Here is a 17,761-nt window from a genome sequence, read left to right as displayed (position 1 = left end):
AAGCGGGTGCGGTGGGCCCGATGATCGACGGGTGCGAGGCTCCAGGTAGGACAGCTGTCGACCAAGACTCGAAGCCCCGACCGGGAGCCTCGCCATGCTGTCCTACCCCGCCACGATTCCGTTGTCCAGCCGCACCCTGAACCACCTCGCCGACCGCATCCGCGGCCACCGCAAGCAGCGCCGATCCCGGTGGCGGCGCCTCGACCCCGGCCGGCCAGGCGCTGCTCGCTCTCGCCCACTTGCGCAACGGCGACACCTACACCCGACTCGCGACCGGCTTCGAGATCAGCGTCGCCACCGCCTGGCGCTACGTGCAGGAAGCAATAGCCCTGCTCAGCTCGGCAGCCGACGACCTGACCACCGCCATGCAACAGATTCCGCCGACTGGCGTACGCGATCCTCGACGGCACCCTGATCCCGATCGACCGGGTCGCCGACCAGCGGCCGTACTACTCCGGGAAACACAAGCACCACGGCGTGAACGTGCAGGTCATCGCAGATGCCGCTGGCCGGCTCGTCTGGGCCTCACCCGGCCTGCCCGGTTCGGTCCATGACCTGACCGCCGCCCGAACCCACGGCATCATCGACGTGCTGACCAGCGCAGACGCGATGACCGTCGCTGACATGGGCTACCAAGGAGCCCGCGGCAGCGTGCGCACCCCATTCAAGCGACGCGATTCCGGCCGAAGCTGTCACGCCGGCAGAAAGCCGTCAACCGGACCCACGCGAAGATCCGCGCCCGCGGCGAACGCGCCATCGCCACCCTCAAGACCTGGAAGATCCTCAACAAGCTGCGCTGCTGTCCACGACGAGCGACCCCGATCGTGCAGGCCATCCTCGTTCTGCACTGTCAATCCCCTGGATTCGTGGAGGGCTCCGTTATGCGGCCTGGGCCTTCAGGGCGCGGGTCTCTGATCGTTCGTAGTCGATGGGTGAGCGCCAGGCGCAGACGGAGTGCCGGCGGCGCCGGTTGTAGAAGTCGGTGATCCAGGTGGCGATCTTCACGCGGGCCTCGGTACGGGTGCGGAAGTGGCGGCGGTGCACGTACTCGACCTTGATGGTGGAGAAGGTGGCCTCGGCGACGGCGTTGTCGAAGCACGACCCGACCCGGCCCATCGACTGGCGTACGTTCCATCGGTTACAGGCCCATCCCTGGCAAGCCCGGGCCTCGGCACAGCGGCGACCTGGCCGACGTCGTCGACCTCATGCTCGCCACCGGCGCCCGTATCGGCGAGATCCTCGCCCTCCGCTGGGAGGACCTGGACCTCGCCGCCGAACGACCGACCCTGACGATCTGCGGCACGCTGGTCTTCATCAAGGGGCAAGGCTTCTTCCGACAGCCCTGGACCAAGAGCGACGCCGGCTACCGGAGGGTCGTCCTCCCCCGGTTCGCGGTCGGCATGCTGATGGCCCGCAAGCTCAGCGCCGCGGACAACCCGCACGACGCGATCTTCGCCTCTCGACGAGGCACCTGGCTCTCACCCAACAACGTTCGCCGTCAGTGGCGCCAGGCCCGCGCCGAAGCCGACCTCGACTGGGTCACCCCGCACACCTTCCGAAAGACCGTCGCCACCCTGATCAAGGAGGAGACCGACACCAAGAGCGCGGCGGCGCAGCTCGGGCACTCCAGCGAGGAGGTCACGGACACCTACTACATCGCCAAGCCGGTACAAGCCCCGGACGTGTCCGGCATCCTCGAACGGCTCGGCAGCCACCCGAGCAGCCAAGGATCATCATCAGGAGAGAATGATGCACATCGATGACGAACTTGGTTGCCGCACCACGTAAACGGGGGGTTTTCGGGGGCGGTTCAAATCTCCATAGATGAAAGTCAAAGCTCTGACCAGCATTTCCGCTGGTCAGGGCTTTTTCTTTGGTCGGGACGGCCGGATTCGAACCGACGACCCCTTGACCCCCAGTCAAGTGCGCTACCAAACTGCGCCACGTCCCGATGCCCCCGCGCGGTCTCCCCCGCGGCAGCCGGTACAGCTTAGCGCAGGATCTTCGCACCGTACGCACAGGCCCCTGCCGCGTCGCCCCGCACCGAGGTCACTCCCCCTAGAGCGTCCTAGGAAAGTAGCCGCCGGGTGGGGTCCCGGCGGCTACCGTGCGACTGCTCAGCCGTGGGCCTTGCCGCGACCGCCCGGGCCCAGCTTCTTGCGCGGCCGGACCGAGATGTCGATCGGGCTGCCCTCGAAGCCGAACTCCTCGCGCAGCTTGCGCTCCACGAACCGCTGGTAACCGGCGTCCAGCGGGCCGGTGGTGAACAGCACGAACCGCGGCGGCGCCACCCCGGCCTGGGTGGCGAACAGGATGCGCGGGGCGCGCCCGCCGCGTACCGGGTGCGGGGTGGCCTGGACCAGCGCGGTCAGCCACTGGTTGAGCTGCGCGGTGGGGATCCGGGTCTCCCAGCTCGCGAGCGCCTTGCGCAGCGCCGGGGCGAGCTTGTCGACGGCCCGGCCGGTCTGCGCGGACAGGTTCAGCCGGATCGCCCACGGAATCCGCCGCAGCTCCCGGTCGATCTCCTTGTCCAGGTAGTAGCGGCGGTCGGCGTCCACCAGGTCCCACTTGTTGAACGCGATGACCAGGGCCCGGCCGGCCTCCACCACCATGGTGAGGATCCGCTGGTCCTGCTCGCTGATCACCTCGCCGGCGTCCAGCAGCACCACCGCCACCTCGGCCGCCTCGATCGCCGCGGCGGTACGCAGGCTGGCGTAGTATTCCGTGCCGCTGGCCTTGCCGACCCGCTTGCGCAGGCCGGCGGTGTCCACCAGCTGCCAGGTCTCGCCGCCGATCTCGACCAGGCTGTCCACCGGGTCGACGGTGGTGCCGGCGACCGAGTCGACCACCGCCCGCTCCTCACCGGAGAACCGGTTGAGCAGGCTGGACTTGCCGACGTTGGGCCGGCCGACCAGGGCCACCCGGCGCGGGCCGCGCGGTCGGTTCTCCACGATCTTCGGCGCCTCGGGCATAGCGGCCATGATGGCGTCGAGCAGGTCGCCGGAGCCGCGGCCGTGCAGCGCGGACACCGGGAACGGCTCACCGAGACCGAGCGACCACAGCGAGGTCGCCTCCATCTCGATGGTGGTGTTGTCGGCCTTGTTGGCCACCAGGATCACCGGCTTGGCGCTGCGGCGCAGCATCTTCACCGCGGCCTCGTCCACGTCTGTCGAACCGACCATGGCGTCCACCACGAACACCACCACGTCGGCGGTGACGACGGCCGTCTCGGCCTGTGCGGCGATGGCCGCGGCCCGGTCCTTGGCGTCGGGCTCCCAGCCGCCGGTGTCCACCACGGTGAACTCCCGGCCGTTCCACTGCGCGTCGTAGGGCACCCGGTCCCGGGTCACGCCTGGAACGTCCTCGACGACCGCCTGGCGGCGGCCGATGATGCGGTTGACCAGTGTGGACTTGCCCACGTTGGGGCGGCCCACCACGGCCACCACGGGCTGCGGACCGGACAGATCCTCGGAGTCGATGTCGGGCTCGCGCAGTTCGACCCATCCGTCACTGTCGGTCATGCCACTCCCAGGTTGGATCAGCAGTTCACGGAGCGGACGGCAGGACGTCGCCGCGCGCGCTCCGGAGCGGAGAAGCACGACCACGTCCTCGCCGCCGTGCCGGTGCACTTGAACCGCCAATGCTACTGTCCGCATTCGCGAACGCCGGAGGTCCCTGCCAAGCTCACGTCGTCGAGGCGACGTAGGCTTTCCACGGTTGACCTCTACTCACTCTTCCCGCCGACCGGGTGGGAGACCGGACGGATGGCAATGAACGGGATTCTGGCGGTAGTCGGGTTGGCGGGCACCGGAAAGTCGACGGTCGTCGCAATGGTACAGAAGGCGACCGGTGCCCCCGTGGTGTACTTCGGCGGCGTAATCGTGGGCGAGGTGCGCCGCCGTGGTCTCCCTGTCAACGAACAGACCGAGCGGACCGTTCGGGAGGAAGTTCGCCGCTTGCACGGTATGAGCGCGGTCGCCCAGCTCGCCGCCGACGAGATCGGCAAGCAGCTGACCGAGCAGCGTCTGGTCGTCATTGATGGCCTGTACAGCTATGCCGAGTACGAGTACCTGTCCGAGCGCTTCCCGGACACCCTGCGCACCCTCGCCGTGCACGCCCCGCGGGAGATGCGCGAGGAGCGGCTGGGTAAGCGTGCCCACCGGCCGCTGACGCCAGAGGAGATCACCTCGCGTGACCTCCGGGAGATCAGCACCCTGGACAAGGCCACCCCGATCGTGCTGGCGGACTGGCACGTCGTCAACGACGACAACATCGACGTCCTCGCCGAGCGCCTGGACCGGGTCGGCCTCACCGACGTGCGGATGTCCCGCTGACCGTCGCCGTCGACATCGGTGGTCTCTCCTCTCGCGGTGGCTCCGGCCTCGTGATGTGATGGTCGGGTGGAAACGGGACTCCGGTGACGCGCGACTCCCGGCGTCCCGCGCTAGTGGTAGCGGTCGAAGGCCTTGAGGGTGCCGGCAAGACCACGGTGGTGAACGGTTGTGCCGCGATCCTGGCGGCCCGGTCGGTGTCCGCCACGGTGCTGCCGGAGTTCACTGCCTCCCCGCTCGGCGGTTACCTGATGACCCGACTCTCCGCCGATCGCTTCCTGCGCGACCCGGTTAACGTTCCCTCGGCCTGGACGCAGGTGTTCTCGGTCGTGGCCGACCTGGCGTACGCGTTGGAGTACTCCCTGCCGGCGGCGGCCCGGGCCCACACGGTGGTGCTGAAGGATCGATGGCATGAGAGCGTGGTGGCGTGCCAGCACGTGGCGCTGGCCGACGAGTACGGGCTGGACGACAGCTTGGCCTGCGACATGATCGATGGTGTCGTGCGTACCCTTCCCGACCCGGCGGATGTCCGGATCTGGCTGCACGCGCCGGAGGCGGTACGGGTCCGCCGGTTGCGGGATCGCGCCGACTACGACCCCGAGGACCTACCCGTGCTGCGGCGGCGGGAACGGGCGTACCAGCAGTTGCTGAGTAATCCGCAGCGGCGTGCTGGCTTCGTTTTCGTGGATTCGTCGCGGCCGGCGGACGAGGTCGTGGACGCGGTGTTGGAGATCGTTCTGGCGGCCCTCGACCGGCCGGTGAGTGACGTCAGAGGACCAGGCGGGGTGCCGCCAATCCCACCTCGTGGTAGGCGAACCACCGGTGGAGCACCTGCTTGACGTCGCTGCTGCACTGCGACGCTGCCGCCGCGTCCCGCCCCACCCAACGGAGGCTCACGTGCTCGGGGCTGAGCACGGGGACGGCGGCCGGGTCGACGTCGACAGTGAAGTTGAATTGCCGGGCCGACCGGCCGCCGGAGTCGACGTAGTCGAAGATGGCGAAGGTCTCCGAGATGGCGCGGACCCGCAGGCCGGTCTCCTCGAGGATTTCCCGGCACAGGGCGTCGAGCAGGCCCTCTCCCGGCTCCACCTCGCCGCCGACGATCTCTTCGAAGCCACCCATGAAGTCGTCGGGACGCCGCTTCGCCAGCAGCACCTCGGTGCCGCCGCCCGCCGCCCGCGGGATCACGGCGCCGACCACGAGACGCTCGACCCGGTCGGCGGCGGCTCCGGCCACGGCGGCCGAGACGGAGACGGCCACGGGATGCCGGGCTGGCACGGTGTCGACCATGTCGAGCTCAGCCAGGGTGTCCGCCAGGCAGACGCCCAGGGACCGGAACCGCTCCGCCGTGCCGGGGTCCTCTCCCACGGGCACCGGAACCCGCACCACCGCCGACTGGAGGTGCTCCGCCACGGGCACCGGTCGACGCAGGCTGACACCTGGCTGGTCGGTGACCGGGGACCTGGGGTGCTGGAAGAGGTGCCAGTTGGAGAGGCTTCCGAAAGTGCCGGCGTCGGTCAGTTCCGGGTAGCCGGCTTCGCGTACGTGCGCGAGCAACCGCCGCACGTCGTCCGGCGGTCGGTGCACCACGAGCGGCAGCGCGTAGTAGGAGCACCGGACCTCGGGCGACGGCGGCAGCAGCGGCGAGATGGCATCCACCGACCCGAGCGCCTCCAGGAACTGCTCGACGTGGCGCTGTCTGGCGGCCAGCCAGCGCGGCAGCCGGTCGAGGTAGACCGCGGCCATGGCGACGCCCAACGGATGGGCGCGGTACTTCAGACCCAGGCCGGTGTCGGCGTACCGGTGCAGTGGGTGGTCCCGGGGTATCTCGTTGATCGACCGACGGTTGAAGTGCCCCAGCAGGTTGGCCCGGACGTAGATCTCCTGTTCGTCGGTGCAGAGCACCCCGCCCTCACCGGCGGAGACCGTCTTGTTGCCCTGCAGACTCCAGGCCGCCACGTCGGCCAGACCACCGACGGGTTGTCCGGCCGCCGACGCGCCGTGTGCGTGCGAGCAGTCCTCGACCAGCGCGATCCCGTGCAGGTCACAGAACTCTCGGTACAACCGGACCGGCTGGGGGTAGCCCCACATGTGGGTGATGACCATCGCCCGGGTCCGCGGGGCAAGGAGCCGTTCCGCGAGGTCCAGGTCCAGGAGACCGGCGACGGTCGAGTCGACCAGCACCGGCACGGCCCCGAGCTGGAACAGCGGCAGCGCGGTGGCGAAGAAGGTGTACGCGGGACAGAGCACCTCGTCGCCGGGACCGATTCCCAGGGCGTAGTACGCGCTGTGGAGCGCCGCCGTTCCGGACGAGGTGAGCAGGGCGTAACGGGAGCCCGGCAGGCTTCTGAACCGTTCCTCGAAGTCCTTGATGACGCCGGACCGGTCGTAGATGGAGACCGACTGGTCAAGCTGGCGCAGCACCGCCGCCCGTACCTGTTCGTCGATCGGCGGCCAGGCCTCCGGCCCGTGTGCGCTGGGCGCCGCCTCAGGCGTTTCGGGAGACACCAGGTTCGTCCTCTCTGACCAGCTGCCTGGCCGCCTTCGTGCGGTCGGCGTCGGCGATCGCCGCCATCACCCGCAGTCCTTGACGGTTCTCCCACCTGGCCCGGTGGTGAGAGGCCAGGTCGGCCACCGCGCCGCCGATGGTGTGGGCGGCCGCCGAGACCGGGTCGTGGGGGAAGCGCCAGCTCCGGCTGGCCCCGCCGGCCAGCCGCATCTGCAGGTACGACAACCCGGCCCGGATCACCGCGCCGTTGCCGACGAAGATGTACCGCTCGTCCGCCACGTCGGCCAGCCGGGAGATCTCCATCGTGCCGCGGCTGCCGTCGCGATGCACGCAACGTAGCCGGACCTGTTCGTCCACCAGGTAGCCCTCGCGGCGCGCGGTGTCGCTGACCATAAGTAGGGTAGGCTCGCCGAACATCCGGAGGACCAGATCGAGGCAGTGGTAGCCCATGTCGGCGATCACGCCGTCGCCGGCCATCTCCGGGTCGTTGCGCCAGGTGTGCCGATACGGAGCGGAGGGCCGCCAGTATCGGGCCCGGTAGCGGACGACGGGACCGAGCCGGGGCAGCAGGCGGGTGAGCAACCGGAAGACCGGCATGAACGGCCGGTCGACCAGGGGGTGCAGCAGCTCGCCCGCGTCCCGGTACAGGCGCCGGGCGTGCGCCAGGTCGCGGGCGTACGGCTTCTCCTTCAGCACCGGGCAGCCGAGCCGGGTGAGATGGCGGGTGGTCGCCTCGTGCGCGCCGTGCGGCACGGCGACCAGGGCGAACCCGTACCGTTGGGCCTCCGCTGGCAGGTGGGCCAAGAGACGGGCCTCCGGGGCGACCAGGCCGGCCGCCTGGGCCGTCCGGAACGCTTCCAGTCGACGGGTCGAGGTGTCGACCACGTCCACCACGCGGATGCCGCACCGAGCCAATGCGGGCAGCAGGACCCGCTGTGACCGGTCACCGAGACCGACCAGCAGGCAGCTTCGGCTCCGGCTCGCGTCGGCGGCCGGCTGCGCGGCCGCTCGGCGGCGCACGCTTACGCGGGTCGGGCGTCGTTCCACAACGCGTCGAGCTCGTCGGCGAACTGCCGGTACCACCGGCCGTCGGCCGCGGTGACCCGCAGCCAGGGTCGGTCGTAGTTCTCCAGTCGATATGTGTAGTACTTGAGGCAGATCAGGCCGTTGTCGGTGCGGTAGTCGGCCGCCACCACTCCGAAGGGGAACGGCGCGGGTGAGAACCGAACGGCCGCCCGGGCCTGCGGAATGGCCATGAGCTGACGGAAATCCGCCGCCCCGTCGTTGATCAGCCCGCGCTGCCGCTCCCGCGGAAAGGGCCGCCGGGACCGCATGACCGCGTAGTCGACCGCGAGTCCGTCCGGGTCGTACAACATGACACGCAGTTCCTTGCCAGCCTCGACGAAGGCGGTCAGGTGGGGCCCGTAGTTGCTGAAGGTCCGGGCCAGGTCCACCCCGGCGAGCACGACGACCGAACTGCCCGCGAGGAGCGCGGGCAGTTCGTAGGGGGACTCCTGTTGGAAGCGCGCCCCGGCCGCCGCCGTCCGCAGATCGACGATCATGTCGGTGAGCTCGAAGCGCAGCCCCAACAGCGCGAGGCCCAGCGCGCCAATGCCGGTCACCGTCAGGGCGGTGATCAGCTTCTGGTCCGCCCAGCCGAAGAGTGAGGCCAACACGGCACCCAGGCTCACCAGCAACACCACGGCCAGCTCGACGTGCTGCCCCCGGCGGAACGCGCCGAACATCCGGCGGATTCTCACCGTTGCGCCAGTCTCATCGCTCGCATCCGCGAAACTCTATCTGGCCTCTGCCGAGTGCGGAACCACGGCAAACCAACAGCCGCAAAGGACGAACCGAACGGCGACGCTCAGTCGCCCACGGCCTTGAACAGGGCGGCGACCTCCGCGTTGGTCAGCCGCCGCAGCCGCCCGGTACGCAGGTCGCCAAGCTTGATCGGACCGATCGAGGTACGGATCAGCCGGGACACCGGGTGTCCCACCTCGGCCATCAGGCGCCGGACGATGTGCTTGCGCCCCTCGTGCAGGGTCAGTTCCACCTGGGCGATTTTGCCCAGCGTGTCGACCACCTTGAACCCGTCGACCCGCACCGGTCCGTCCTCCAGCTCGACGCCGGCGGTCAGCCGCTTGCTCAGGTTGCGCGGGATCGGCCCGGCCACCTCGGCGAGGTAGGTCTTGAGTACCTCGTACGACGGGTGCATGAGCTTGTGGGCGAGGGTGCCGTCGTTGGTGAGCAGGAGCAGGCCCTCGCTGTCGGCGTCCAGCCGCCCGACGTGGTAGACCCGCTGCTCCAGCCGCGCGCCGATGAAGTCGGCGAGCTCGGTGCGGCCCTTCTCGTCAGCCATGGTGGTGACCACGCCGCGCGGCTTGTTCATCGCCACGTAGACCAGGCGGACGTCGGCCTGCAGCCGCTCCCCGTCGACGACGATCACGTCGCGGGCCGGGTCGGCCTTGTCGCCGAGCTGCGCCACCCGCCCGTTCACGGTGACCCGGCGCCGGAAGATCAGGTCTTCGCAGGCGCGCCGGGAACCCACCCCCGCGGCGGCGAGCACCTTCTGCAGGCGCTCGGCGCCCTCGTACACGGGGGCGTCGGGCTTCGGGGCACGGTCATCGCGTCGCATCGGCAAGCTCTTCTACGTCGTCGGGAAGGAACGGGGCCAGGGGCGGCAGGTCGTCCACCGAGTTCAGCCCCAGCTTCTCCAGGAACATGGTGGTGGTCCGGTAGAGGTAGGCACCGCTGTCCGCTTCGGTGCCGCACTCCTCGACCAGGCCGCGACCCACCAGGGTACGGAGCACCCCGTCGCAGTTGACACCCCGGATGGCCGAGATGCGCGACCGGGTCACCGGTTGGCGGTAGGCGACCACGGCGAGGGTCTCCAGCGCGGCCTGGGTCAGCCGGACCGACTGCCCGTCCAGTACGAACCGCTCGACGTAGGTGGCGTATTCCGGCCGGGTGTAGAGACGCCAGCCACCTGCGGCCCGGCGCAGCTCGAAACCGTGCCCGGCCGCGGTGTAGCCGGCGGCGATCTCGTCGAGCATCGCCCCCACCCGTTGCGGGGCCTGCTCCAGCACCTCGGCCAGGACCAGCTCGCTGACCGGCTGGTCCACCACCAGCAGGATGGCTTCCAGGGCGCCGCGCAGCTCGGCGTCGTCCAGCACCGGCGCGGGCGCCGATTCCGGCGCCGCCCGCCGCCGACCCCGCTTCAGGGGTACGCCGGAAGCACCCCCCTCCCCACCGCCCGACCCCCCGGCGTGGTTTTCGCTGCCGCCGTCCACAGACGCGATCTTGGAAGGAATTGGCCCCTCTGGGGGCCGGTTGCTTCCAGGATCTGCGGAGGGGTCGAGATCTTGCACGGTGTCCGAGATCTCGGGCTCGGGCCGGTCGGCGGGGAGCGAGGCCTCGCCGGCCGGGGGCGGGTCCTCCTCGGTGGGGGTGGGGTCCGGCGGGGCCGGGCGCTCCCACGGTGGGATCCAGGCGGCGGCCTGGTCGGCCAGCGAGTCGCGGCGCTCCTCGTCGCTCATCAGGTCACTCCTGCGTAGGTGCGGTCGTGTCCGCCGCCTCGCGGCGCGAGTCAGCGGCGGCGGAGGCGGCGGGCGGGCTGCCGTCAGCGGCCCGGACGGCGGCGTCGGCGGGAGCCGCCTCGGCGAACGCGCCGTCGTCGGGCCCGCCGGGGGCGGGTGCGGCATCCGGTCCGGACGCGCCGGCACCGGTGTCGGCCGGCTCCGGGGAGCCGGCGTACTCGTCGACGGTCAGCTCGGCCTCGCCGTCGGCGGGTCCGGTCCAGCGGACCGTCAGCTCCTCCAGCGCCTGTTCCTGCACGAACGCGACCAGGCCCTGCCGGTACAGCTCCAGCAGCGCGAGGAATCGGGCCACCACCTCCAGCGTCATCTCGCAGTCGGCGCAGAGCAGCGAGAAGGTGGCGACACCGACGCGGCGCAGCCGGTCGGCGATGACGCCGGCGTGTTCCCGGACACTGACCCGGACCATGTGCACGTGGGCGATGGACACCTCGGGCACCGGCTTCGGGCTCATCGCCTTCACCGCGAGCTTGAGCAGTCGCTGCGGGCCGATGCCGAGCACCAGGTCGGGCAGCGCCTCGGCGTACCGGGGTTCCAGGGTGACGGCGCGCGGGTAGCGCCGGCCGCCGACCGCTTCCAGCTCGGCGATGTGCGCCGCCGCCTCCTTGTACGCCTTGTACTGCAACAGCCGGGCGAAGAGCAGGTCCCGCGCCTCCAGCAGCGCCAGGTCCTCCTCGTCCTCCACCTCGGCCGAGGGCAGCAGCCGGGCCGCCTTGAGGTCGAGCAGGGTGGCGGCGACCAGCAGGAACTCGCTTGTCTCGTCCAGGTCCCACTGGTCGCCCATGGCCCGCAGGTAGGCGATGAACTCGTCGGTGACCTTGTGCAGGGCGACCTCGGTGACGTCCAGCTTGTGCTTGCTGATCAGCTGGAGCAGCAGGTCGAACGGGCCGGTGAAGTTGTCCAGCCGGACCGTGAAGCCGCTGGGCGCGATCCCGTCGACCTCGGCGGTCGCGGCGGGGTCGCCGGTGCCGTGCGGCGGGTCGAGAGGCGGTGCGGTCACCGGGAAACCGTAGTCGACGCGGCAGGCGGGTGGCGTACGCCCTACCGGTCCGTCTCGGCGGCGATCACCTCTCGGGCGAGCTGCCGATAGTTGCGCGCGCCGGAGGAGGCCGGGTCGAGGGTGGTGATGGGCGCGCCGGCCACCGTCGACTCGGGGAACTTCACGGTTTTGGTGATGACGGTCTGGTAGACCTTGTCGCCGAACGCCTCCACCACCCGCTGCAGCACCTGGCGGCAGTGCGTGGTGCGGCTGTCGTACATGGTGGCGAGGATGCCTTCCAGCTCCAGGTCGAAGTTGAGCCGCTCACGCACCTTGTCGATCGTGTCCAGCAGCAGCGCCACGCCGCGCAGGCTGAAGAACTCGCACTCCAGCGGGATGAGCACGCCGTGCGCGACGGTCAGCGCGTTGATCGCCAGCAGGCCCAACGAGGGCTGGCAGTCGATCAGGATGAAGTCGTATTCCTTGCGGACGGTGCGCAGCACCCGGGCCAGGGCCATCTCCCGGGCGACCTCGTTGACGAGCTGGATCTCGGCGGCGGAGAGGTCGATGTTGGCCGGCAGCAGGTGCAGCCCGGCCACGTCGGTCTTGATCAGGACGTCCTCGGCGGTGACGTCGTCCTGCATGAGCAGGTTGTAGACCGACAGGTCGAGGTTGTGCGGGTTGACGCCCAGCCCGACGGAGAGGGCGCCCTGCGGATCGAAGTCGACCAGGAGCACCTTGCGGCCGTACTCCGCGAGCGCGGCGCCGAGGTTGATGGTGGTCGTGGTCTTGCCGACGCCACCCTTCTGGTTGGCCATCGCGATGATCCGGGCCGGGCCGTGCCGGTCCGTCGGCATCGGCTCGGGGATCGGCTTGCGCATCGTGTAGGCGGCCGGGTCGGCGGGGCCGAGGTCGGCGCCGAGCGTCGCCTGCTGCTCACGGAGCTCCGACGTCCAGGTCTCGGCACGGTCACCGTTTCCTGCCATGTCCTCGTTGCCCCCTCCCGACGACCACCTGGCGTCGGAGCCGTCCGACGTCCCTCGCGGCGCCGCTGCGCACCCCCGGTCCGTCGCACCTGGAGGCCCGCGCCGATGCCGACTGTACGCCACCGGCCAGCGGCAGGGTCGGTAGCGGGTCGGCGTGTCGGCCGGTCGCGCTCACCCGATGGCGCGCGGGTGGGCGGTGGCGTACACCTCGCGCAACCGTTCCACCGTGACCAACGTGTACACCTGGGTGGTGGTCACCGACGCGTGGCCGAGCAGCTCCTGCACCACCCGCACGTCCGCGCCGCCGTCGAGCAGGTGGGTGGCGTACGAGTGGCGCAGCGTGTGCGGGGAGACCGACTCGGGCCCGTCGACCGGCAGCCCGGCGCGCTCGGCGGCGGCGCGCAGCACGCCCCAGGCGCCCTGCCGGGTGAGCGGTCCGCCGCGGGCGTTCACGAACAGCGCCGGGGTGCCCCGCCCGGCGGCGAGCAACGCCGGCCGGCCGCGGACCAGCCAGGCGCGGACCGCGTCGGCGGCGTACCCACCGACCGGGACGAGGCGGGTCCGGCCGCCCTTGCCGCGCAGCAGCACGGTCCCGGCGTCCAGGTCGAGGTCGTCGACGGCCGCGCCGACCGCCTCGGAGATGCGCGCGCCGGTGCCGTACAGGAATTCCAGCAGCGCCCGGTCGCGCAGCGCGCGCGGCGCGGCGTCGCCGGCCGCCCCGGTCGGGCCGGCGGCCTCCAGCAGCCGCAGGACGGCGTCGACCGGCAGCGCCCGGGGCAGCCGGCGCGGCGGCGTGGGTGGGCGGACGTCGCGGCCCGGGTCGGCGCCGGTGAGACCCTCGCGCAGCGCGAAGCGGTGCAGGCCGCGTACCGCGCTGGCGGCCCGTGCGGTGGACGAGACGGCGAGCGGCGGGTGGTCGTCGTCGCCGGCGCGCAGCCGGGCCAGGTGGGCCTCGACCTCGCCCGGGCCGGCGGCGGCCAGGTCGGTCACCCCGGCGTCGGCGAGGGTGGTGAGGTAGCGGTCCAGGTCCCGGCGGTACGAGGCGAGCGTGTTGCCGGACAGCCCACGTTCGACGGTGAGGTGGTCCAGGTAGCCGCGGACCGCCCGGCGCAGGGCCGGCGCGGGTTGCGCGCCGGCCCGGTGCGCCGTCTCGGTCAGCTCAGCACCTCGGCCAGCGGCAGCACGTCCATGCCGTGCGCCTCGGCGACCGGACCGTAGACCACCTTGCCGTCGTGGGTGTTCAGACCCAGGGCCAGCGCCGGGTCGGCCCGCAGCGCCCCCCGCCAGCCCTGGTTGGCCAGTTCGAGGGCGTACGGCAGGGTGACGTTGGTCAGCGCGTAGGTGCTGGTGTTCGGCACCGCGCCGGGCATGTTCGCCACGCAGTAGAAGATCGAGTCGTGCACCTTGTAGACCGGGTCGGCGTGCGTGGTCGGGCGCGAGTCCTCGAAGCAGCCGCCCTGGTCGATGGCGATGTCGACGAGCACGCTGCCCGGCTTCATCCGGGCGACCAGCTCGTTGGAGATCAGCTTCGGGGCCTTCGCGCCGGGCACCAGCACCGCGCCGATGACCAGGTCCGCGTCCAGCACGGCCCGCTCGATCTCGTACGCGTTGGAGGCGACGGTCTGCAGGTGGCCCCGGTAGATGGCGTCGGCGGAGCGGAGGCGGGCCACGTTCTTGTCCAGCAGCAGCACCTCGGACTGCAGGCCCAGCGCGATGGCGGCGGCGTTCAGGCCGGACACGCCGGCGCCGATGACCACGGTCTTGGCCGCGTACACGCCGGAGACGCCGCCGGGCAGCACACCCCGGCCACCGCCGGTGCGCATCATGTAGAACGCGCCGACCTGCGGGGCGAGCCGGCCGGCCACCTCGGACATCGGGGCGAGCAGCGGCAGCGACCGGTCGGGCAGCTCGACCGTCTCGTACGCGATGCCGGTGACCTTCCGGTCGACCAGCGCGTCGGTGCACTCGCGGGAGGCGGCCAGGTGCAGGTAGGTGAAGAGCACCTGCCCCTCGCGCATCCGGTGGTACTCCTCGGCGATCGGCTCCTTGACCTTGAGCACCAGCTCGGCGGTGTCCCAGACCTCGTCGGCGGTGGCCAGGATCTTCGCGCCGGCGGCGGCGAACTCGTCGTCGGTGAGGCTGGAGCCGACCCCGGCGCCCGCCTCGACGAAGACCTCGTGGCCGTGGCGGGTGAACTCGTTGACGCCCGCCGGCGTGATCGCCACCCGGTACTCGTGGTTCTTGACCTCGCGGGGGATTCCGACCTTCACGATGCAGACACCTTCCTCCGGGGCGGCTCACCCCCGGCAGCACGGCGCCACGCCGGCTCCGTTGCCGACGCGGTCCACCGGTCCCGCCGGCGGCAGTCTAGGCGTGCGGGAGACCCGGGGACGCCAACACAGTGACATCCGGTGCCCGGTGGTGCTGACGGAGTGTCAGGCATGGACCGGGCCGGCCGGTGGAGACGCCGTCAGCCGACAGGACAGACTTCGGTAAATACCTCGCACCGTCGGGGTGCCGATGCGGACAGGACGCGAGTGGATCACTAGGGTGTCCGCTCATGACCACTCCTTACCAGCAGTACCCGCAGGGCGTCTCGGACAAGAGCAAGGTCGTCGCGGGCATCCTCCAGATCCTCCTCGGCGGCTTCGGCGCCGGCCGGTTCTACATCGGCGACACCAAGACCGCGGTGATCCAGCTCGTCGTCACGATCGTGACCTGTGGCTTCGGCGCGGTCTGGGGCCTCGTCGACGGCATCCTGCTCCTGGTCAACGGCGGCGTCGACGGCCAGGGGCGCCCGCTGCGCGACTGAGCGGGGGCACGGAAAAGGGGCCGCGCGGCGCACGCCGCACGGCCCCTTTCGTCGTCGGTTCCCGATCAGCGGGGCAGCGGCGCCTCCGGGCGACGCAGCTCGGTGAAGCCGGTCTCCCGGGCTCGGGCGGCGGCGAGCAGGCCCGCCACGCAGGGCGCGTTGGTGATCTCACCGGCCAGGACCATCCGGACCGCCTCGTCCAGGTCGACGCGGACCACCTGGAGGTCGGCCTCCTCGTCGCGCCGGTCGTGCCGCTGCGCCGCCGGCACCTCGGCGAGGTCGCGGGCCAGGAAGACCCGGATCACCTCGTCGGAGAAGCCCGGCGAGCTGTGCAGGTCGACAAGCACGTCGACGCGCCCCGCGGTCAGGTCGGCCTCCTCGGCCAGCTCCCGCGTCGCCGCGACGGCCAGGTCCTCGCCGCTGACGTCCATCAGCCCGGCGGGCAGCTCCCAGAGGTGCCGGCCGACCGGGTGCCGGTACTGCCGGATCAGCACCACCTGGCCGGCGTCGTCGAGCGCCACCACGGCCACCGCGCCCACGTGCCGGACGTAGTCGCGGGTCGCGGTGCCGCCGCCGGGCATGGTCACGTCGTCGCTGACCACCGAGAAGATCCGGCCGGACCAGACGTCGCGACGCGCCGTCACCTCGTACCGGTGCTCGACGCCGCTCACGCCGCCTCCCCGCCACGCTCGGCGGCGGCGCGCGGCGCCGCGCCGCCGGGCCGGACGGTTCGCTCGCCACGCCCGCTCATTTCGCGGTCGCCTTCGCCGCGCGGCCGGGCTTCTTCCCGGCGGCGTCCGCCGGGCCGTCCAGGTCCACCGGGAGCCGGTCGGCCTCCGAGTACGCGACCGCGGCGCCCACGAACGCCGCGAACAGCGGGTGCGGGCGGGTGGGGCGGCTCTTCAGCTCCGGGTGCGCCTGGGTGGCCACGAAGAACGGGTGCTGGGTGCGGTCCAGCTCGACGAACTCGACGAGCCGGCCGTCCGGCGAGGTGCCGGAGATGGTCAGGCCGGCCTTGGTGAGCTGGTCACGGTAGGCGTTGTTCACCTCGTACCGGTGCCGGTGCCGCTCGCTGACCTCGGTGCTGCCGTACGCCTCGGCGACGATCGAGCCCTCGGCCAGCGTCGCCGGGTACGCCCCGAGCCGCATGGTGCCGCCCAGGTCGCCGCGGCCGGCCACGATGTCCTCCTGGTCGGCCATGGTGGCGATGACCGGGTGCACGGCCTCCTCGTCGAACTCCAGCGAGTTCGCCCCGTCGAGGTTGGCCAGGTGGCGGGCCACCTCGATGGTCATGCACTGCAGGCCGAGGCAGAGGCCGAGCAGCGGGATGCCGTTCTCCCGGGCGTAGCGGGCGGTGCCGACCTTGCCCTCGATGCCGCGCACCCCGAAACCGCCGGGGATCACGATGCCGTCGACGCCGGCCAGGGCGGCGGCCGCGCCGGCCGGGGTGACGCACTCATCGCTGGGCACCCACTTGAGCTGCACCCGGGCCCGGTGACCAAACCCGGCCGCCCGGATCGCCTCGCTCACCGACAGGTACGCGTCGGGCAGGTCGACGTACTTGCCCACCAGGGCGACGGTGACGGTGTGGCGCGGCTGGTGCACCCGCTCCAGCAGGTCGTCCCAGCTGGTCCAGTCGACGTCGCGGAACGACAGGCCGAGCCGGCGCACCACGTACGCGTCGAGGCCCTCGCGGTGCAGCACCTTCGGGATGTCGTAGATGCTGGGCGCGTCCGGGGCGGCGGTGACCGCCTCCCGGTCGACGTCGCAGTAGAGCGACAGCTTCTCCTTGACCTTGTCCGGGATCTCCCGGTCGCAGCGCAGCACCAACGCGTCGGGCTGGATGCCGATGCTGCGCAACTGCGCCACCGAGTGCTGCGTCGGCTTGGTCTTCAGCTCGCCGGAGGGCGCCAGGTAGGGCACCAGCGACACGTGCAGGTAGAAGCAGTTGTCCCGGCCCAGGTCGTGCCGGATCTGGCGGATCGACTCCAGGAACGGCAACGACTCGATGTCGCCGACGGTGCCACCCACCTCGGTGATCACCACGTCGGGCACCTGGCCGCCGGCGTCCGGGTCGGCCATGCCGAGGATCCGGGCCTTGATCTCGTTGGTGATGTGCGGGATGACCTGGACCGTGTCGCCGAGGTATTCCCCGCGCCGCTCCTTGGCGATCACCGCCGAGTAGATCTGCCCGGTGGTGACGTTCGCCTTGCCGGAGAGATCCCGGTCGAGGAACCGCTCGTAGTGGCCGACGTCGAGGTCGGTCTCGGCCCCGTCCTCGGTGATGAACACCTCGCCGTGCTGGAACGGGTTCATCGTGCCGGGATCGACGTTCAGGTACGGGTCGAGCTTCTGCATGACCACGCGCAGGCCGCGCGCGGTCAGCAGGTTGCCGAGGCTGGAGGCGGTGAGGCCCTTACCCAGCGAGGAGGCGACTCCCCCGGTGACGAAAATGTGCCTGGTCGTCCGTGCTGAAGGGGCCAAGGCCTGCTCCCGTGTCGTCCGTAGCGGTCGTGCGAACCGCCGTGCCGATCAGCCAAGTGATCAC

At 71.2% G+C, this 17,761-nt stretch carries 16 protein-coding genes, 1 tRNA gene and 2 pseudogenes; 5 read left to right on the top strand and 14 right to left on the bottom strand.

Features of this window, described 5'->3' with window-relative positions; genetic code table 11:
* Window positions 1-94: 94 nt before the first annotated feature.
* A pseudogene (locus ACGFI2_RS27390) lies at window positions 95-848 on the top strand (transposase family protein); the annotation flags it as partial.
* Between the two features lie 31 nt (window positions 849-879).
* On the opposite strand, the gene ACGFI2_RS27385 reads toward ACGFI2_RS27390, so the two are convergent.
* Window positions 880-1,116, bottom strand: a complete 237-nt coding sequence (locus ACGFI2_RS27385) for an integrase core domain-containing protein (RefSeq protein WP_393522110.1) — start codon at window positions 1,114-1,116, stop codon at window positions 880-882.
* A 26-nt stretch (window positions 1,117-1,142) separates the two neighbouring features.
* Here ACGFI2_RS27385 and ACGFI2_RS27380 point away from each other — a divergent pair.
* A pseudogene (locus tag ACGFI2_RS27380) lies at window positions 1,143-1,763 on the top strand (site-specific integrase); the annotation flags it as partial.
* A gap of 111 nt (window positions 1,764-1,874) precedes the next feature.
* Here the strand turns inward: ACGFI2_RS27380 and ACGFI2_RS27375 are convergent.
* Window positions 1,875-1,951, bottom strand: a tRNA-Pro gene (locus ACGFI2_RS27375).
* A 166-nt stretch (window positions 1,952-2,117) separates the two neighbouring features.
* The gene (gene der / locus ACGFI2_RS27370; protein WP_393522108.1) at window positions 2,118-3,521 is read right to left on the bottom strand and encodes a ribosome biogenesis GTPase Der; all 1,404 of its coding nucleotides are present in this window, start codon (window positions 3,519-3,521) and stop codon (window positions 2,118-2,120) included.
* 249 nt (window positions 3,522-3,770) lie between these two features.
* Between der and ACGFI2_RS27365 the strand changes: the two genes are divergently transcribed.
* Both ACGFI2_RS27365 and ACGFI2_RS27360 read left to right on the top strand, forming a co-directional pair.
* A complete protein-coding gene (locus tag ACGFI2_RS27365; RefSeq protein ID WP_393522106.1) occupies window positions 3,771-4,334 on the top strand; it encodes an AAA family ATPase in 564 nt (187 codons plus the stop codon).
* A gap of 83 nt (window positions 4,335-4,417) precedes the next feature.
* On the top strand, window positions 4,418-5,170 hold the full coding sequence (locus tag ACGFI2_RS27360; RefSeq protein WP_393522104.1) for a hypothetical protein: 753 nt from the start codon (window positions 4,418-4,420) through the stop codon (window positions 5,168-5,170).
* On the opposite strand, the gene ACGFI2_RS27355 is transcribed toward ACGFI2_RS27360, so the two are convergent.
* From ACGFI2_RS27355 to ald, 9 genes are all read right to left on the bottom strand, one after another.
* Window positions 5,100-6,839, bottom strand: a complete 1,740-nt coding sequence (locus ACGFI2_RS27355; protein WP_393522102.1) for a DegT/DnrJ/EryC1/StrS family aminotransferase — start codon at window positions 6,837-6,839, stop codon at window positions 5,100-5,102. The genes ACGFI2_RS27360 and ACGFI2_RS27355 overlap by 71 nt on opposite strands.
* Window positions 6,820-7,860, bottom strand: a complete 1,041-nt coding sequence (locus tag ACGFI2_RS27350) for a Gfo/Idh/MocA family protein (protein WP_393522100.1) — start codon at window positions 7,858-7,860, stop codon at window positions 6,820-6,822. The genes ACGFI2_RS27355 and ACGFI2_RS27350 overlap by 20 nt, the downstream gene beginning before the upstream one ends.
* A 2-nt stretch (window positions 7,861-7,862) precedes the next feature.
* On the bottom strand, window positions 7,863-8,585 hold the full coding sequence (locus tag ACGFI2_RS27345; protein WP_393522098.1) for a hypothetical protein: 723 nt from the start codon (window positions 8,583-8,585) through the stop codon (window positions 7,863-7,865).
* A gap of 122 nt (window positions 8,586-8,707) precedes the next feature.
* A complete protein-coding gene (locus ACGFI2_RS27340) occupies window positions 8,708-9,478 on the bottom strand; it encodes a pseudouridine synthase (RefSeq protein ID WP_393522096.1) in 771 nt (256 codons plus the stop codon).
* Window positions 9,465-10,379 carry an SMC-Scp complex subunit ScpB gene (scpB, locus tag ACGFI2_RS27335; protein WP_393522094.1) on the bottom strand — a complete coding sequence of 305 codons (915 nt, stop codon included), beginning with the start codon at window positions 10,377-10,379 and terminating at the stop codon, window positions 9,465-9,467. The genes ACGFI2_RS27340 and scpB overlap by 14 nt, the downstream gene beginning before the upstream one ends.
* 4 nt (window positions 10,380-10,383) lie before the next feature.
* Entirely contained in the window at window positions 10,384-11,436 is a 1,053-nt protein-coding gene (locus ACGFI2_RS27330; RefSeq protein ID WP_393522092.1) for a segregation and condensation protein A, read from the bottom strand.
* Window positions 11,437-11,477: 41 nt separating this feature from the next.
* The gene (locus ACGFI2_RS27325) at window positions 11,478-12,401 is read right to left on the bottom strand and encodes a ParA family protein (RefSeq protein WP_393522090.1); all 924 of its coding nucleotides are present in this window, start codon (window positions 12,399-12,401) and stop codon (window positions 11,478-11,480) included.
* Between the two features lie 171 nt (window positions 12,402-12,572).
* Window positions 12,573-13,559: a site-specific tyrosine recombinase XerD gene (locus tag ACGFI2_RS27320; RefSeq protein WP_393522207.1), complete on the bottom strand. Its 987-nt coding sequence runs from the start codon at window positions 13,557-13,559 to the stop codon at window positions 12,573-12,575.
* Entirely contained in the window at window positions 13,556-14,671 is a 1,116-nt protein-coding gene (gene ald, locus ACGFI2_RS27315; RefSeq protein WP_393522088.1) for an alanine dehydrogenase, read from the bottom strand. The genes ACGFI2_RS27320 and ald overlap by 4 nt, the downstream gene beginning before the upstream one ends.
* Window positions 14,672-14,859: 188 nt before the next feature.
* Between ald and ACGFI2_RS27310 the strand changes: the two genes are divergently transcribed.
* A complete protein-coding gene (locus ACGFI2_RS27310; protein WP_393522086.1) occupies window positions 14,860-15,213 on the top strand; it encodes a TM2 domain-containing protein in 354 nt (117 codons plus the stop codon).
* 65 nt (window positions 15,214-15,278) lie between these two features.
* Here ACGFI2_RS27310 and ACGFI2_RS27305 read toward each other — a convergent pair whose 3' ends face one another.
* Window positions 15,279-15,884 carry an NUDIX domain-containing protein gene (locus ACGFI2_RS27305; protein ID WP_393522084.1) on the bottom strand — a complete coding sequence of 202 codons (606 nt, stop codon included), beginning with the start codon at window positions 15,882-15,884 and terminating at the stop codon, window positions 15,279-15,281.
* 76 nt (window positions 15,885-15,960) lie between these two features.
* Entirely contained in the window at window positions 15,961-17,697 is a 1,737-nt protein-coding gene (locus ACGFI2_RS27300) for a CTP synthase (protein ID WP_393522082.1), read from the bottom strand.
* Window positions 17,698-17,761: the final 64 nt, after the last annotated feature.

Origin of the sequence: Micromonospora sp. NPDC049282, from assembly GCF_043197045.1 — a bacterium.
Lineage (GTDB): Bacteria > Actinomycetota > Actinomycetes > Mycobacteriales > Micromonosporaceae > Micromonospora.
This window is presented reverse-complemented; position numbering and strand designations above follow the sequence as displayed.

What these genes read in the sequence shown, in the direction of transcription:
- ACGFI2_RS27385 (WP_393522110.1), bottom strand. Translation starts at nt 1,116, where the DNA reads ATGGGCCGGGTCGGGTCGTGCTTCGACAACGCCGTCGCCGAGGCCACC.
- der (WP_393522108.1), bottom strand. Translation starts at nt 3,521, where the DNA reads ATGACCGACAGTGACGGATGGGTCGAACTGCGCGAGCCCGACATCGAC.
- ACGFI2_RS27365 (WP_393522106.1), top strand. Translation starts at nt 3,771, where the DNA reads ATGAACGGGATTCTGGCGGTAGTCGGGTTGGCGGGCACCGGAAAGTCG.
- ACGFI2_RS27345 (WP_393522098.1), bottom strand. Translation starts at nt 8,585, where the DNA reads ATGTTCGGCGCGTTCCGCCGGGGGCAGCACGTCGAGCTGGCCGTGGTG.
- ACGFI2_RS27340 (WP_393522096.1), bottom strand. Translation starts at nt 9,478, where the DNA reads ATGCGACGCGATGACCGTGCCCCGAAGCCCGACGCCCCCGTGTACGAG.
- scpB (WP_393522094.1), bottom strand. Translation starts at nt 10,379, where the DNA reads ATGAGCGACGAGGAGCGCCGCGACTCGCTGGCCGACCAGGCCGCCGCC.
- ACGFI2_RS27325 (WP_393522090.1), bottom strand. Translation starts at nt 12,401, where the DNA reads ATGGCAGGAAACGGTGACCGTGCCGAGACCTGGACGTCGGAGCTCCGT.